The following is a 14,270-nucleotide window of genomic DNA, read 5'->3' on the forward strand; positions in this document are numbered from 1 at the left end:
TCCGGTTCCCGCGTCAGCGGGTACGCGCTCCGCGCCCGGCGAACCGCGTGTAGATGAACAGCACGATGATGGCCCCGATGATCGACCCGATGATGCCGGCGGGCTGGAAGAACCCGTCGTTCCCGTCGTGGTTGAAGATCAGGTAGCCGAGGAAACCGCCGACGAACGAGCCGACGATCCCGAGGACGATCGTCATCAGGATGCCGATGTTCTGCTTGCCGGGGATGACCAGGCGCGCGATCGCGCCGGCGATGAGTCCGATGATGATCAGGCTGACGATGAGACCGAACACGGTGTGCCTCCTTGTGTGGGGGTCGGTCCACTCGGCGGGTACCGGGTGCGACCAGCACCAGAGACAACTCCCCGCTCGCTCGGCGTCCTCCCAGGGAGCCCTCGCGAGGGCGGTCAGACCAGCCCGGAGGCCTCCAGCTCACCCCGGAGCTCGGCGTCCGACGGCTCCACGAAGTGCTTGCCGTTCGGCAGCACCACGACGGGGATGTTCTTCCGCCCGCTGATCGCCTCGGCGCGGTCGGCAGCGGTCAGGTCCGCCTCCACGTCCACGTAGTCGTAGTCGATCCCGAGCCCGTCGAGCAGCGCCTTGGAGCGCCGGCAGTCGCGGCACCAGTCCGCGCCGAACATGGTCACCTTGTCGAACGTCGCTTCAGCCATGTGGGGTACGACGCTCGACGGCCGCAGTGCATTCCCGCGCACACCGGGACACGCTCCGTCGGACGGGAGCACGATCGGAGCATGAGCCTCCCCGTCGACGTGGTCCACCCCCACCACCGCCACGGCTGGTGGTGGAAGACCCTGCTCGCGGGCTTCCTGCTGTGGGTCGTCACGATCGTCGTCACGGTGCTGACGCGCAACACGAACCTCGTGCCGACGATCATCCTGCTCGGCAGCTTCCTCGTCCCCTTCACCGTCGTGCTCTTCGTCATCGAGCGGGTCACCGGGACGATCAGCACGATGCAGCTCGTCACGGCGTTCTTCGTCGGCGGGATCCTCGGCGTCCTCGGGGCGTCGCTCCTCGAGGCGAACCTCCGGCAGGACGCGCTCCTGTACATCGCGGTCGGGTTCGTCGAGGAGTTCGTCAAGGGCGTGCTGCTCGTGGTCGTCGCCTGGCGGGTCCGGCCGAAGACGGCGCGGCAGGGTGCGCTCCTCGGCGCCACGGTCGGCGCGGGCTTCGCGGCGTTCGAGTCCGCCGGGTACGCGTTCAACGCGGCGATCACCGCGCGGGGGATCGACCTCGTGTCGCTCCTGCAGACCGAGGTCGTCCGGGCGATCCTGTCCCCGGTCGGACACGTGCTGTGGACCGCGGTCCTCGGCGCCGTGCTCTTCGGGGCCGCGCGCGGTGGGGCCCGGCTCCGCTGGTCGTGGAGCATCGTCGTCGCGTACGTCGGGGTGTCGCTGCTCCACGGGCTGTGGGACAGCAACTCGACCCTCGCGACGCTCCTCGCGTTCGTGTTCACCGGCACGCCGTTCTCCGCCGCGCGGGGCCGGTACGTGCCGGCCGACGTGGCGACGCTCTCGACGACGCTGTACGTCGTGGGACTCGCGATCGTCACCGCGATCGGGGTGGCGGTCCTCGTGACCGTGCTCGTCCGGCACCGTCGGCAGGACCGAGCGTTGGCCGCAGCGTCGGACCGGTCCGACGCTGCGGCTGCGCCGACGTGGCTGTCGGGTCCGTCGGGACCGGGCGCGTCCGACTGGACCCGCACCCCGCCCCCGCACGCGCACTGACACCGGGCACCGGCGCGACACCCGCGCGCCCTACGATGTCCCCATGCCGCAGCGACCCGACCCCGCCCGGGCCGCCTGGGCCTCCGCAGCCGTCCGCCGGTTCGCCGCCGCCACGAACCTCCTCGTCGCCGCGCGGCGCTTCCGCATCGTCGGCGGCGACCCCACCGACGTCGCGGCCCTCGGCGCGGTCCTGACCGGGCTCGGCGCGCGGCCGGCGGGTGAACAGGAACCCGTCGACCAGCTCTGGTGCCTCGGCGACCCCGCCGAGACGACGCCCGCGGTCGAGCGCGAGGCCGACCGTCCCCGCGGCGCCGCGCTCGTCGTGGTCGACGCCGGGAGGTACCTCCCCGCGGTGGACGAGGACGCCTTCGGACCGGTCGCCCCCGTCCGACCGGGCGTCCTCGGCGTCCCCTCGCTGTCGGACGACGTCTTCCTCGTCTCGACCGGCCGCGACCCCGAGACCGACCCGGCCGCCGAGGCCCGCATCCGGTGGGCCCGGCGCTGGATGCCGGTGTCCCGGACGGTGGCGCGCGAGCTCGGGGACGGAGGGCTGCTGCGCGGCACCCGCGTCGCCGTCGCCATGGTGCTCGAGCCGAAGACCGCGGTGCTCGCGCTGCTCCTCCGGGACGCCGGCGCCGAGGTCGTCGTGTACGCCCACGCCGACGAGACCGACGACGCCGTGGCCGAGGTCCTCCGCGCCGCCGGGCTCCCCGTGTTCGCCCGCGCAGGTGTGTCGCTCGTCGAGCAGAAGACGCTCGCCCTCGCGATGCTCGACACGGCGCCGCACATCGTCCTCGACGACGGCGCGCACGTCATCCGCCTGCTCCACCAGGAACGGCCGGACCTGCTCCCCGTGATGCTCGGCGCGGCCGAGGAGACCACGAGCGGACTCCGGCCGCTCCGCACCATGGCCGAGCGCGGCACCCTGGGCATCCCGGTGGTCGCCGTCAACGACGCCCGCACCAAGACCTTCTTCGACAACCGGTACGGCACCGGGCAGTCGACGGTGTCCGCGACGCTCGACCTGGTCGACCGGCTCCCGTCCGGCGCGCACCGGGTCCGCCCGGGAGGCACGGCCGTCGTCGCCGGGTTCGGTCCGGTCGGCGAGGGGGTCGCGATGGTGCTCCGCGCGCTCGGCTTCGTCGTCGTGGTCGCCGAGACCGACCCGGTCCGAGCCCTGCAGGCCGCCTTCGCCGGGCACGTGGTCGCTCCGCTCGCCGACGCCGTCCGGGACGCCGACCTCGTCGTGAGTGCCACCGGGGTCCGCGACACGCTCTCGCTCGAGGTCCTCCGGGCGACGGCAGCGGGCGCGGTCGTGTCGGTCGCGGGCGGGGTCGACCAGGAGGTCGCCGTCACGGACGCCCTCGCCGCCGGTGCCACCCCCACGACCGAGGTGCCCGACGTCGAACGGTTCACGTTCCCGGACGGCCACCACGTCGTGGTGCTCGACCGCGGCGGGTGCATCAACGTGACGGCCGCCGAGGGCAACCCCGTCGAGATCATGGACCTGTCCTTCGCCGCACAGCTCGGCGCCGTCCGCATGCTCCTGGAGCGCGGTGACGAGCTCGACCGCTCGGTCGTGCCGATCGACCCCGCGGTGGACGAGGCGACCGCCCGGACGGCGCTCGCCGCGTTCGGGACCCGACCCGCGCCTCCCGGCCGGATGGGTGAGCATCCGGCGGACCGCGAGCCCGACGTCCGGACCCACCGTTTCGGGGACCCGTCGTGAGCGTCGTCGTCCACTCCGCACGGGTCGTCGTCCCGATGACCGCGCCGCCCATCGCCGACGGTGCGGTCGCCGTGCAGGGCGACCGCATCCTGCACGTGGGGGACCGCTCGTGGGTCGTCGACCAGCTCGCCGCGAGCGGCGTGCCGACCACCGAGCGCCGGTGGCGAGGCGCGCTCCTGCCCGGGCTCGTCAACGCGCACACGCACCTGCAGTACACCGGCATGTCCGGTGTCGGGCGACGGCAGTACGCGGGATTCGAGGACTGGGCGGCCGCGTTCAACGCGGAGTACGCGGTGCCGCACGACTGGCGGGCCGAGGCCGCAGACGGGGCTCGGGCGTCGCTCCTGGCCGGGGCGACGAGCGTCGCGGACGTCGTCACCGACATCGAGGCGGCGACCGCACTCGAGGACGCCGGGCTCGGCGGCATCGCCTACTGGGAGGTGATGGACTGGGAGAACGCGGCATGGCAGGAGCACGGCCGCGACCAGGTGCTCGCCGAACTCGCCCGGATCCCCACCACCCCGGGCGCCGGACTGTCGCCGCACGCGCCGTACTCGCTCGACGTCGGTCCGCTGCTCGAGCTCCCCGACATCGTCCGGCAACGCGGACTCCGCCTGCACCTGCACCTCGGCGAGGCGGCCTTCGAGGGGGAGCGCACGGCGATCGAACCGGTCCCGGGACTCGACGGGGTCGTCGGCGTCGGGCACGGCGCGGACTGGCACCTCGCGAACGTGCCCTCGTTCCGTGCGATGCGGGCCCTCGGGTTCGGCGCCAGCGCGACCTCCTTCGTCGATCGCCTCGGTGTGCTCGGTCCGGACTGCCACGTCGCGCACGGCGTCTACATGACGGCCGCCGACCGGGCGCTGCTCCGGGCCCGGGGCACGGCCGTCGCACTCTGCCCCCGGTCGAACGCCGTGATCGGGCTCGACCCGCCGCCCGTCGCCGACTACCTGCGCGAAGGCAGCCCGATCGCGATCGGCACCGACTCGCTGTCGTCGTCGCCGTCCCTCGACCTGATGGCTGACGTCACCGCGCTGCACCGGATCGCCCGCGCCCAGGGGTACCGCGGGCACGACCTGCACGAGCGGCTGCTCGCCGCGGCGACCCTCGGCGGCGCGCACGCGATGGGGCTGGCCGTCGGTCCGGACCGGATCGGGCACCTCGCCGTCGGGGCCCGAGCGGACCTCGCGGTGTTCGACGTCGACGCGCGCACCATCCCGGACGCACTCGCCGAGCTCGTGGAGGACGGTGCCGGGCGCGCCGTCGCGACCGTCGTCCGGGGCGTGGTGCGTGCGGTCGACGGCGCACTCGTCGGGCACGCCGGACCGCAGCTGACCCCGCCGCCCACCCGCCCGTCGCAGACCCACCCCTCGCAGACCCACCCGTCGTCGTCGGCCCACCCGTCGTCGTCGCACCCGTCGCAGACCCACCCGTCGTCGGCCCACCAGGAGGAACCCGCATGACCGAGACCGCACCCCGACCCGGCATGGCAGCCCGCCGCACCGTCTCCGGCGAGCTCGTCGAGTGGCTCGACGTCCCGAAGCGCGCCGTCGCCCTCGGCATGGAGCCACACCCCGAGGGCGGCTGGTACGTCCGCACGTGGACGTCGCCCGCGACCGTCCAGACCCCGGCGGGGGAACGTCCTGCGGCGACGCTCATCCACTTCCTGCTCCCGCCCGGCGAGGCCTCGGCCTGGCACCGGGTGGCGAACGACGAGATCTGGATGTGGCACGGACCCGACTCGGTCGACCTCCAGCTCGGCGGCGACGGTGACGAACCGGTGCCGGGAGCGACGATCACCCTCGGGCCGGACGCCGGACGTGACCGGGTGAACGACGCGCAGGCCTTCGTCCGCGGCGGTGTCTGGCAGCGCACACTCCCGCAGGACGGCGAGGTGCTCCTGAGCTGCCTCGTGTCGCCGGGCTTCTCGTTCGAGGACTTCAGACTGGCCGAGGAGCAGTAGCAGGACCGAGCCGACCGATCGTGGCGGGGAACAGCGTTGCCGGCGGCGGGCACCGGACGCCGTTGTCCGCCACCCGCCGCCGGAGCAACGTGCTGCGGGACCGATCATGCACGAAGAATGCGCCGGAAATGTCGTCGTGATCGTTTCGTGAGGTTCGGTTGCGGCTTTCGCACCGATTCCCGTTCGGTATTCCTCCGACCAGAATGCATCGTTCGGGAAGCTGACCATGACGGTCCGCGTCGCCGGCGGCTCGCGCTGGTGTACCAGTTCCGCGTACGATCGCATCGCCCCCACCCCTCGAGCGAAGGCCCGCCCGTGACCCGTTCCCTCCGCCTCACCCTCGCCGTCGCGACGGCCGCCGTCGCCGCCCTGGCCCTGACCGCGTGCTCGGCCGGCAGCAGCAACGCCGCCGGGACCGTCACGGACGGCAAACTCACGATCGCGACCGGGCAGCCCGCCTACTCGCCGTGGGTCGAGGACAACAAGCCGGCGTCCGGCAAGGGCTTCGAGGCCGCTGTCGCGTACGCCGTCGCGAAGGAGATGGGTTACGCGAAGTCCGACGTCGTCTGGAAGCGCAGCACCTTCGACAGCGCGATCGCTCCTGGTCCGAAGGACTGGGACCTCAACATCCAGCAGTTCTCGATCGACGCCAAGCGCAAGAAGGCCGTCGACATGTCCACCGCGTACTACACGACGACCCAGGCCGTCGTGACGACGAAGTCCTCCAAGGCCGCGGGCGACACCACGATCAGCGCGCTCAAGCAGGACGCGATCGGCGTGGCCACCGGGTCGACGAGCATCCAGAGTGTGAAGGACGTCCTCGGCGTCACGCCGCAGGTGTTCAACTCGAACGACGACGCGGTCCTCGCGCTGAAGTCCGGCCAGATCGACGCCATCGTCACCGACCTGCCGACCGCGTTCTACATGGCCGGCGCACAGCTCGACGGCAAGGGCACCGTGTCGGCACAGTTCCCCGACGACGGCGCCGGGGACCAGTTCGGTTTCGTGCTGCCCAAGGGCTCCGAGCTCACGAGCAAGGTCGACAAGGCGCTCGCCGCGCTGAAGGACGACGGCACGCTGCAGAGCCTGCAGACGAAGTGGCTCTCCTCGGAGACCGGCACGCCCGTCCTGAAGTAGTACTCGTGACCGCCCCCGCAGGCACCGGCACCCCGGTCGCCGCACCCGCGCCGAGCCAGGTGGAGCTGGAGCGTCGGCTCTACCGTCGGCAGCGCGGACGCCGGTCGATCGCGGTGTCGGTGGTGTCGACCCTCGTGGTCGTCGCCGTCGTGTACTTCGGCGTCGTGAACACCCCCGGGTGGGCCGCGGTCCAGCAGTCGTTCTTCGACCCGCAGACCGCCGTCGACTCGTTCCCCGCGATCCTCGCCGGCCTGTGGTTGAACGTCCGGATCCTGTTCTTCAGCGCGATCGGCGTCGCCGTGTTCGGCACGCTCCTCGCCGTCGTCCGGGGCCTCCGCAGCCCGGTGTTCTTCCCGCTGCGGATGCTCGCGACCGGGTACACCGACCTGTTCCGTGGCCTGCCGCTCATCATCGTGCTCTACCTCGTCGGCTACGGGATCCCCGGGCTCGGCGTCTTCCCCCGACTCCCCGCCGAGTTCTGGGGCACGATCGCGATCGTGCTGACGTACTCGTCGTACATCGCCGAGGTGCTCCGCGCCGGCATGGAGGCAGTGCACCCGTCGCAGCGCCTCGCCGCCCGGTCGCTCGGCCTCTCGCACGCCAAGACCCTGCGGCTCGTCGTGCTGCCGCAGGCGATCCGCAAGGTCACCCCGGCGCTCATGAACGACTTCGTGTCGATGCAGAAGGACGTCGGCCTGGTCTCGATCCTCGGTGCCGTCGACGCGGTGCGCTCGGCCCAGATCGCCCAGGCGGAGAGCTACAACTTCACGCCGTACTTCGTCGCCGGTCTGCTGTTCGTGGTGATCAGCCTGCCGTTGATCCGCGTCACCGACGCGATCGCCAGGCGGCAGCAGCAGCGCGAGCAGATCGGGGGCACGGTGTGAACGCAGGCAACGAGGCGGGCAGGGGTCGTGCCTCCCGTCCGGTCGACGGCCAGGGCCCACGCCGCCGGTTCCGAGCTGACGCGCCAGCGGCAGATCGGCCGAGCCGGCGGGGAGAGGCACGGCGCGAGCCGCCGACGTCGGCTCCCGTCCTGGAACTGCGCGGCCTCCGCAAGGCGTTCGGCGAGCACGAGGTGCTGCGCGGCATCGACCTCATCGTGCACCGCCACGAGGTCATCTGCGTCATCGGGGCGTCCGGCTCGGGGAAGTCCACGCTGCTCAAGACCGTGAACCTGCTCGAGGGCATCGACGACGGCGAGGTCCTGCTGCAGGGCACCGACATCGCTGACCCGCGGATCGACGTCGACGCCACCCGGGCGCGGATCGGCGTCGTGTTCCAGCAGTTCAACCTGTTCCCGCACATGAGCGTGCTCGACAACGTGACACTCGCCTCGCGGCAGGTGCACGGCATCGGCAAGGCGACGGCGGAGGAGACGGCGCGGCGGCTGCTCGACCGGATCGGCCTGGCAGACTTCGCGGGTGCCTACCCGGACCGGCTGTCCGGCGGGCAGCAGCAGCGCGTGGCCATCGTGCGGGCCATCGCGTCCGACCCTGAACTGCTCCTGCTCGACGAGGTCACGAGCGCTCTCGACCCGATGCTCGTGGGCGAGGTGCTCGACCTCGTCACCGAGCTGAAGCGGCAGGGCTCGACGATCCTGATGACCACGCACGAGATGTCCTTCGCGCGGAAGGTCGCGGACCGCATCGTGTTCCTGCACCGCGGCGAGGTCGTCGAGCAGGGAGCTCCGGCCGACGTGCTCGACCACCCGGAGCACCCGGCACTCGTGGAGTTCCTGGCCCGCGTCCACGCCTGACGCGCCGCGCCGCGCCGCGCCGCGCGGCACGGTCCGGACTCGCGGGCGTGGTGCGGCGTCGACGGTCCGCGCACAACCGGAGCCGTCTCGAACCACGGGAATCCACGGTTCGAGACGACTTCGGTTGTGCGGTGCGAACTTCGGCGGGGCGGCGCGGCCGGCGGCGGGGCTCGCGCGCTACGGCGTCAGCAGGACCTTCCCGACGAGCTCGCCGTCGGCCATCCGTCGGTGCGCCTCACCGGCCTCGGTGAGTGGCAGCACCGAGTCCACCACCGGGCGGACGCTCCCGTCCTCGACGAACGGCCAGACGTGCTCGCGGACCGCGGCGACGATCGCGGCCTTCTCGTCGAGCGGTCTGGCGCGCAGCGTCGTGGCGCTGATCGTGGCGCGCTTCGCCATCATCGCGCCGAGGTCGAGTTCGCCCCTGGGGCCGCTCGTCGTCGAGATCACCGCGATGTGTCCGTTCGGCGCGAGCACCCGGAGGTTCTTCGCCAGGTAGTCCGCCCCGACCACGTCGAGCACGACGTCCACCCCGCGGTCGTCGGTGAAGTCGAGGACGGCCGCGACGAAGTCCTCGGACCGGTGGTCGATCGCGAGGTCCGCGCCGAGCTCCCGGGACGCCCGCACCTTCCGGTCACCCCCGCTCGTCGTGATCACCGTCGCACCGAGGGCCGTCGCCCAGACGACGGCGTGCGACCCCATGCCGCCGGTGCCTCCGTGCACGAGGAGGGTCTGCCCCGGCCGGAGTCCGGCGAGCATCCCCACGTTCGAGTACACCGTGCAGGCGGCCTCGGGGAGCGCGGCAGCGGACACGAGGTCGAGCGCGTCCGGCACCGGCAGCAGCTGCGTCGCCGGGACGGCCACGAGCGACGCGTACCCGCCGCCGGCGAGCAGCGCGCACACGCGGTCGCCGACCGACCACCCGGTGACGTCGGGGCCGAGCGACCGGACGGTGCCCGAGACCTCGAGCCCGAGCACGGGGGAGGCCCCGGCCGGCGGCGGGTAGTTCCCCGCGACCTGCTGCCGGTCGGCGTTGTTCACACCGGCCGCCGCGACCTCGACGAGCACCTCGCCCGGGCCGGGCTCGGGGTCCGGGAGGTCGCGCAGGGTCAGGGTGCCGTCGTCGTGGCTGATCGCTCGCATGTCCTCGACGGTACGCGGACCGACGCAGCTGCGCTGGTTGCGTGGCACGTGATATGTTTATTTCACAGACCGAGAGGAGGGCACCGTGCCCCGACCCGTCCACGCGTTCTGGTGGTCACCCCGCCGCGATCCTCGAGTCTTCGCGCACGAGGTGCGTGACCACGGCGGTGCGTGGGTCCGTCTCGGTCTCGCGGGAGGGCGGGCGCTCACGAACCACGGCGACGAGCTCTCCGCCCTGGTCCTCCGCGAGGTCCTCGGCCGACCTGTGCGGTGGGCGCCCCTCGGTCGCGAGGACGTCGTCGCCATCGGCAGCGCGATGGTGCCCTACCTCAGCAGGAACGGACGAGGGCTGATCTGGGGCACAGGCCTGCACACGCCCGACGTCGACATCGACGAAGCCAGCACGTTCCGGGACCGCGTCCTCGCGATCCGCGGTCCGCTCGCCCGGAGCGCGCTCGGGCTGGACGCATCGACGCCGATGGGGGACCCCGGTCTCATCGCGCGGATCCTGCGGCCGGGACGACCGCAGGACCGACGCTCCGGAACGGTCCTGATCACGCACTTCACCTCGCACGCTCGCCGCACGGACCGGTCGGCGATCGGTGCGCTCCGGTCGACAGGGGTGCGGGTCCTCCCCCCGACCCTGACTCCCGACGAGATGCTCCGCGAGATCGGCGCCGCCGAACACGTCCTGAGCGCGGGGATGCACGGCGTGATCCTCTCGCACGCGCTGCGGACACCGGCGACACTCGTGTCGCTCGGCGCCGCGGGCACGGGCTCCCCGTCGTTCAAGTACCACGACTACCACCGATCGGTCGGGCTCGAGGCTCGGACGACCCGATGGTCGTCGTTGATGACGCCCGCCGGGCTCCGTGCGGCGCGCGAAGTCGGGAACGAGGACGTCCACCGTGCCGACGGCGCGATCGACGCGCTCGTCAGTGGACTGCTCGCCGCTGCTGCACCGCTGCGGTCCGTCTGAGCCGGCGCGGCTCGCGGCGCGGCACCGCACATCGTGGGATCGGTACGCTCGGACTCGCCCGCACCCACGGGGGCGTGCGGCGATCGAAGGGGGACGAACCACCATGCGCAAGCAGTACCTGACCATCACCACGGCGGTCCTCGCCGTCACGCTCCTCGCCGGCTGCTCGGGCGGCGGCGACTCGGGCGGCGGCGACGCCGGCTCGGGTGCGGAGTCGTCCAGCGCGGCGAGCACGAAGCCGACCCAGGCGGCGCCCGCGCAGTCGAAGCAGGAGGCCTGCACCCTCGTCGAGAACGAGCTGCAGTCGTACATCGCGTCCCAGTCGTCGGCCGCGGCCGGCGCGACCAGCGCCGAGGACCGCGCGAAGGTCGTGGAGGGGCTCACCTCGCGCCTCGACGCCGTCGTGCCGAAGGTCACCAACGACGAGGTCAAGCAGGACTTCGAGGCGTTCAGCTCGGCCGCGAAGGACTACGTGAAGACGGTCCAGGACTCGGGGTCGCAGACCTCGTCCGAGGCCGTCGCCGCGCAGGAGAAGGTGCAGGCCACGCTGAAGGACCTGTCGGCGGACTGCCCGTCCTGACCGGACGACCGCACACGCGATGCGCCCGCGCTCCCGGTGAGGAGCGCGGGCGCATCGCGTCGGAGGGTGTCAGGCGGCGGCCTGCGACGCGTCGAGTCGCGCCACTTCCTCCGGGCGCAGCTTCACCGACACGGCCGTGACCGAGTCGAGGATCGACTGCGGCCGTGAGGCTCCAGGGATCGGGACGACGACGTCGCTCTTCGCCAGCTCCCACGCCAGCGCCACGACCTGCGGGCTGACCCCGCGGTCACGGGCGACGTACGCGAAGTCCTCGTACGCGGTCCCGAGGTCGGCCGCGTTCGTGATGCCGCCGAGCGGGCTCCACGGCAGGAACGCGATGCCGAGCTCGTCGCAGAGCTCGAGTTCCGGCTCGCTCGACCGGAACCGCGGCGAGTACTGGTTCTGCACCGAGGCCAGTCGCCCGTCGAGGACCTCGTTCGCCGTGCGGATCTGCTCCGGGTCGGCGTTCGAGATGCCCGCCATCCGGATGACACCCTCGTCGAGCAGTTCCGCGAGGGCCCCGATCGACTCGGCGTAGGGCACCGCGGGGTCCGGCCGGTGGAACTGGTAGAGCCCGATCGCCTCGACACCGAGCCGCTTCGCGGACGCCTTCGCCGCCTCCTTGAGGTACTCCGGGTGCCCGTTCTGCGCCCACGGGCCGGGCTCCGGACGGAGGTGGCCGCCCTTCGTCGCGATGAGGACGTCGTCGGTGGCGCCGGAGAACTCCCGGACGGCCTTGGCGATGAGTGATTCGTTGTGCCCGACCTCGTCGTGGGCGGCGAGGTGGTACGCATCGGCGGTGTCGATGAGCGTGACGCCCGCCTCGAGTGCGGCGTGGATGGTGGCGACCGAGCGCCGTTCGTCCGGTCGGCCCTCGATGGACATCGGCATGCCGCCGAGACCGATCGCGCTGACGGACACGTCTCCGATGACTCGTTGCTTCATCGCCCCAGCATGCTCCGCGAGGCCCGCGTCGCGCCCAGCAGTGCAACGGTGGAGCGGCGCGGCCGCGACTTCCACGCCGCACCTCGCTTAGGGCCGCCACAGCCGGGACATCGAGTCCGTGCATGCTCCGCTCGCACGCTGGATCCATGACCACTCGATCACCACACGCCCCTGCGTCCGCGCTTCCCGCCTCGGCGATCCGGGCCGGGCTGCACCGCCTCGTCCGCGGTCGAGCGGGCACCGCAGCGTGGGAACGTCCGGCGTTCCTCGGGCTCCTCCTCGTGACCGGCGTCCTCTACATCACGAACCTCGGCGTCAACGGGTGGGCGAACGCGTTCTACTCGGCGGCAGTGCAGGCAGGGAGCCAGAGCTGGGAGGCCTTCTTCTACGGTTCCTCGGACGCGGCGAACGCCATCACGGTGGACAAACCCCCGGCGTTCCTGTGGGTGATCGGTACCTCGGTGCGGCTCTTCGGTCTGAACTCGTGGGCGATCCTCGTGCCGCAGGCGCTGATGGGTGTCGCCTCGGTGGCGATCCTGCACGGGATCGTCCGCCGCCGCTTCTCGGGCGGCGCGGCGCTCGTGGCCGGCGCGGTCCTCGCGACGACTCCCGTCGCGACCCTGATGTTCCGCTACGACAACCCGGACGCCCTGCTCGTGCTCCTCACGGTGGGCTCGATCGCGCTGACGCTGCGCGGTGTCGAGTCCGGTCGGATGCGGTGGGTGGTGTGGGCCGGGGTGCTGATCGGGCTGGCGTTCCTGACGAAGCAGCTGCAGGCGTTCCTCGTCCTGCCCCCGCTGGTCGGGGTCTACCTCGTCGCGTCGCAGCGTCCACTGCTGCGGCGCATCGGGCACCTGCTCGCCGCGGCCGCCGCGGTCGTCGTGTCGGCGGGGTGGTGGGTCGCGATCGTGGAGCTCGTCCCGGCCTCGTCACGGCCGTACATCGGCGGGTCCCAGACGAACAGCTTCCTGGAGCTCACCTTCGGCTACAACGGTCTCGGGCGGGTCACCGGCGACGAGACCGGCAGTGTCGTGCCGGGTGGGACGACGGGTGCCGGGTCCTGGGGCTCGACCGGCCTCACCCGCCTGTTCGGCTCGGAGTTCGCCACCCAGGTCGCCTGGCTCCTGCCCACGGCACTCGCCCTCCTCGTCGTCGCCCTCGTGGCCGTGGGGCTGCGCCGTCGAAGTGACCCGCGGCTCGCGACGGTCCTCGTGCTCGGTGGCTCGCTGCTGGTCACCGGCCTGGTGTTCAGCTTCATGGGCGGGATCTTCCACCCGTACTACACGGTCGCCCTCGCTCCGTACATCGCGGGTCTGGTCGGCATCGGAGCCGGACTCCTGTGGCAGCGCCGACGAGCCGTTGCCTGGCGGGTCGTCAGCGCCTCGGTCGTGGTGCTCTCCGGCGTCTGGGGGTTCGTCCTCCTCTCCGAGGTGTCGTCGTGGCAACCCTGGATCCGATGGGTCGTGCTCGCCGCCACGATCGCCGGCACGGTCCTCGCGCTCCTGCCGCCGCGTGGCCGGCTCCTCACGGGCACGACCATCGCCGCCGTGCTCGTCGCGGCCCTGCTCGGGCCGACGGCCTTCTCGGTGCAGACGACCACGGTCGGTCACACCGGCGCGCTGCCGTCAGCAGGTCCGCAGGTCAGCGGGTCGGGTCAGGGCGGACCCGGAGGACCCGGTGGTGCAGGGGGCCGGGGCGGCACCGGCGGCCAGGTGAACGGCGGCGGGCAGACCGGACCCGGTGGCCCGGGGAATCCCGCCGGCCAGAGCAGCCAGAGCAGCCAGAGCGGCCAGAGCAGCCAGAGCGGCCAGAGCGGTCAGAACGGCTCGGCGGACGGCGGGACGACGGCGCAGGGCGGCCAGGCGCCGACCGGGACCGACGGTCCGACCGGTGGCGCCGGTGGCGGAGGCGGATCGTCGCTCAACGGCGGGTCGACCGACGTGTCCGGCGACGTCGTGTCGGCCCTGTCCGAGGACGCCGACGACTTCACCTGGGCAGCAGCGACCGTGGGCTCGAACAGCGCCGCGACGTACCAGCTCGCGACCGGCGACCCGGTGATGGCGATCGGCGGGTACAACGGGACGGATCCTGCACCGACCCTTGCGCGGTTCGAGGCGCTCGTCGCGGCTGGCGAGGTGCACTGGTTCATCGCCGGGTCCGGGACCGGTGGGAGCAGCAGCTCCGGTAGCGACGCGGCCGAGCAGATCACCTCGTGGGTGACCTCGCACTTCGCGTCGACGACCGTCGACGGGGTCACCCTCTACGACCTCTCGAGCGGCTCGTGAGCCGACGGGT

Annotated in this window: 14 protein-coding genes; 10 read left to right on the forward strand and 4 right to left on the reverse strand. The window is 72.4% G+C overall.

The window, feature by feature from the left end; all coding sequences use genetic code 11:
• Nucleotides 1–13: 13 nt before the first annotated feature.
• Both QPJ90_RS07250 and QPJ90_RS07255 read right to left on the reverse strand, forming a co-directional pair.
• Nucleotides 14–292: a GlsB/YeaQ/YmgE family stress response membrane protein gene (locus tag QPJ90_RS07250; RefSeq protein WP_290133758.1), complete on the reverse strand. Its 279-nt coding sequence runs from the start codon at nt 290–292 to the stop codon at nt 14–16.
• A gap of 113 nt (nt 293–405) precedes the next feature.
• Nucleotides 406–669 carry a glutaredoxin family protein gene (locus QPJ90_RS07255; RefSeq protein WP_290133759.1) on the reverse strand — a complete coding sequence of 88 codons (264 nt, stop codon included), beginning with the start codon at nt 667–669 and terminating at the stop codon, nt 406–408.
• Between the two features lie 81 nt (nt 670–750).
• Here QPJ90_RS07255 and QPJ90_RS07260 point away from each other — a divergent pair, with 81 nt between their 5' ends.
• From QPJ90_RS07260 to QPJ90_RS07290, 7 genes are all read left to right on the forward strand, one after another.
• On the forward strand, nt 751–1,743 hold the full coding sequence (locus tag QPJ90_RS07260; RefSeq protein ID WP_290133760.1) for a PrsW family glutamic-type intramembrane protease: 993 nt from the start codon (nt 751–753) through the stop codon (nt 1,741–1,743).
• 43 nt (nt 1,744–1,786) lie between these two features.
• Nucleotides 1,787–3,472 carry an adenosylhomocysteinase gene (locus QPJ90_RS07265; RefSeq protein WP_290133761.1) on the forward strand — a complete coding sequence of 562 codons (1,686 nt, stop codon included), beginning with the start codon at nt 1,787–1,789 and terminating at the stop codon, nt 3,470–3,472.
• Complete coding sequence (locus QPJ90_RS07270) at nt 3,469–4,935, forward strand: amidohydrolase family protein (protein ID WP_354670493.1); 1,467 nt, start codon at nt 3,469–3,471, stop codon at nt 4,933–4,935. Before QPJ90_RS07265 ends, QPJ90_RS07270 begins: the two co-directional genes overlap by 4 nt.
• On the forward strand, nt 4,932–5,435 hold the full coding sequence (locus QPJ90_RS07275) for a cupin domain-containing protein (RefSeq protein ID WP_290133762.1): 504 nt from the start codon (nt 4,932–4,934) through the stop codon (nt 5,433–5,435). The genes QPJ90_RS07270 and QPJ90_RS07275 overlap by 4 nt, the downstream gene beginning before the upstream one ends.
• A 315-nt stretch (nt 5,436–5,750) precedes the next feature.
• Nucleotides 5,751–6,572 (forward strand): ABC transporter substrate-binding protein, encoded by an 822-nt coding sequence (locus QPJ90_RS07280; protein ID WP_290133763.1) that lies wholly within the window; start codon nt 5,751–5,753, stop codon nt 6,570–6,572.
• Nucleotides 6,573–6,577: 5 nt separating this feature from the next.
• Nucleotides 6,578–7,456 carry an amino acid ABC transporter permease gene (locus tag QPJ90_RS07285; protein WP_290133764.1) on the forward strand — a complete coding sequence of 293 codons (879 nt, stop codon included), beginning with the start codon at nt 6,578–6,580 and terminating at the stop codon, nt 7,454–7,456.
• A 191-nt stretch (nt 7,457–7,647) separates the two neighbouring features.
• Nucleotides 7,648–8,328 carry an amino acid ABC transporter ATP-binding protein gene (locus QPJ90_RS07290; RefSeq protein WP_290133765.1) on the forward strand — a complete coding sequence of 227 codons (681 nt, stop codon included), beginning with the start codon at nt 7,648–7,650 and terminating at the stop codon, nt 8,326–8,328.
• Between the two features lie 177 nt (nt 8,329–8,505).
• On the opposite strand, the gene QPJ90_RS07295 is transcribed toward QPJ90_RS07290, so the two are convergent.
• Nucleotides 8,506–9,471 carry an NAD(P)H-quinone oxidoreductase gene (locus tag QPJ90_RS07295; protein WP_290133766.1) on the reverse strand — a complete coding sequence of 322 codons (966 nt, stop codon included), beginning with the start codon at nt 9,469–9,471 and terminating at the stop codon, nt 8,506–8,508.
• 85 nt (nt 9,472–9,556) lie between these two features.
• On the opposite strand from QPJ90_RS07295, the gene QPJ90_RS07300 reads away from it, so the two are divergent.
• Nucleotides 9,557–10,450 carry a hypothetical protein gene (locus QPJ90_RS07300; RefSeq protein ID WP_290133767.1) on the forward strand — a complete coding sequence of 298 codons (894 nt, stop codon included), beginning with the start codon at nt 9,557–9,559 and terminating at the stop codon, nt 10,448–10,450.
• Nucleotides 10,451–10,553: 103 nt separating this feature from the next.
• A complete protein-coding gene (locus QPJ90_RS07305; RefSeq protein WP_290133768.1) occupies nt 10,554–11,030 on the forward strand; it encodes a hypothetical protein in 477 nt (158 codons plus the stop codon).
• 69 nt (nt 11,031–11,099) lie between these two features.
• Here QPJ90_RS07305 and QPJ90_RS07310 read toward each other — a convergent pair whose 3' ends face one another.
• A complete protein-coding gene (locus QPJ90_RS07310) occupies nt 11,100–11,975 on the reverse strand; it encodes an aldo/keto reductase (protein WP_290133769.1) in 876 nt (291 codons plus the stop codon).
• 146 nt (nt 11,976–12,121) lie between these two features.
• Here QPJ90_RS07310 and QPJ90_RS07315 point away from each other — a divergent pair, with 146 nt between their 5' ends.
• Nucleotides 12,122–14,260 carry a glycosyltransferase family 39 protein gene (locus QPJ90_RS07315; protein WP_290133770.1) on the forward strand — a complete coding sequence of 713 codons (2,139 nt, stop codon included), beginning with the start codon at nt 12,122–12,124 and terminating at the stop codon, nt 14,258–14,260.
• Nucleotides 14,261–14,270 lie beyond the last annotated feature (10 nt).

The sequence above is a fragment of the Curtobacterium sp. 458 genome (assembly GCF_030406605.1).
Taxonomy (GTDB): Bacteria; Actinomycetota; Actinomycetes; order Actinomycetales; family Microbacteriaceae; genus Curtobacterium.

Excerpts from the sequence above, each read along its gene's own strand:
- QPJ90_RS07265 (WP_290133761.1), top strand. The coding sequence starts at position 1,787 with ATGCCGCAGCGACCCGACCCCGCCCGGGCCGCCTGGGCCTCCGCAGCC.
- QPJ90_RS07315 (WP_290133770.1), top strand. The coding sequence starts at position 12,122 with ATGACCACTCGATCACCACACGCCCCTGCGTCCGCGCTTCCCGCCTCG.
- QPJ90_RS07305 (WP_290133768.1), top strand. The coding sequence starts at position 10,554 with ATGCGCAAGCAGTACCTGACCATCACCACGGCGGTCCTCGCCGTCACG.
- QPJ90_RS07310 (WP_290133769.1), bottom strand. The coding sequence starts at position 11,975 with ATGAAGCAACGAGTCATCGGAGACGTGTCCGTCAGCGCGATCGGTCTC.
- QPJ90_RS07275 (WP_290133762.1), top strand. The coding sequence starts at position 4,932 with ATGACCGAGACCGCACCCCGACCCGGCATGGCAGCCCGCCGCACCGTC.
- QPJ90_RS07260 (WP_290133760.1), top strand. The coding sequence starts at position 751 with ATGAGCCTCCCCGTCGACGTGGTCCACCCCCACCACCGCCACGGCTGG.
- QPJ90_RS07255 (WP_290133759.1), bottom strand. The coding sequence starts at position 669 with ATGGCTGAAGCGACGTTCGACAAGGTGACCATGTTCGGCGCGGACTGG.
- QPJ90_RS07295 (WP_290133766.1), bottom strand. The coding sequence starts at position 9,471 with ATGCGAGCGATCAGCCACGACGACGGCACCCTGACCCTGCGCGACCTC.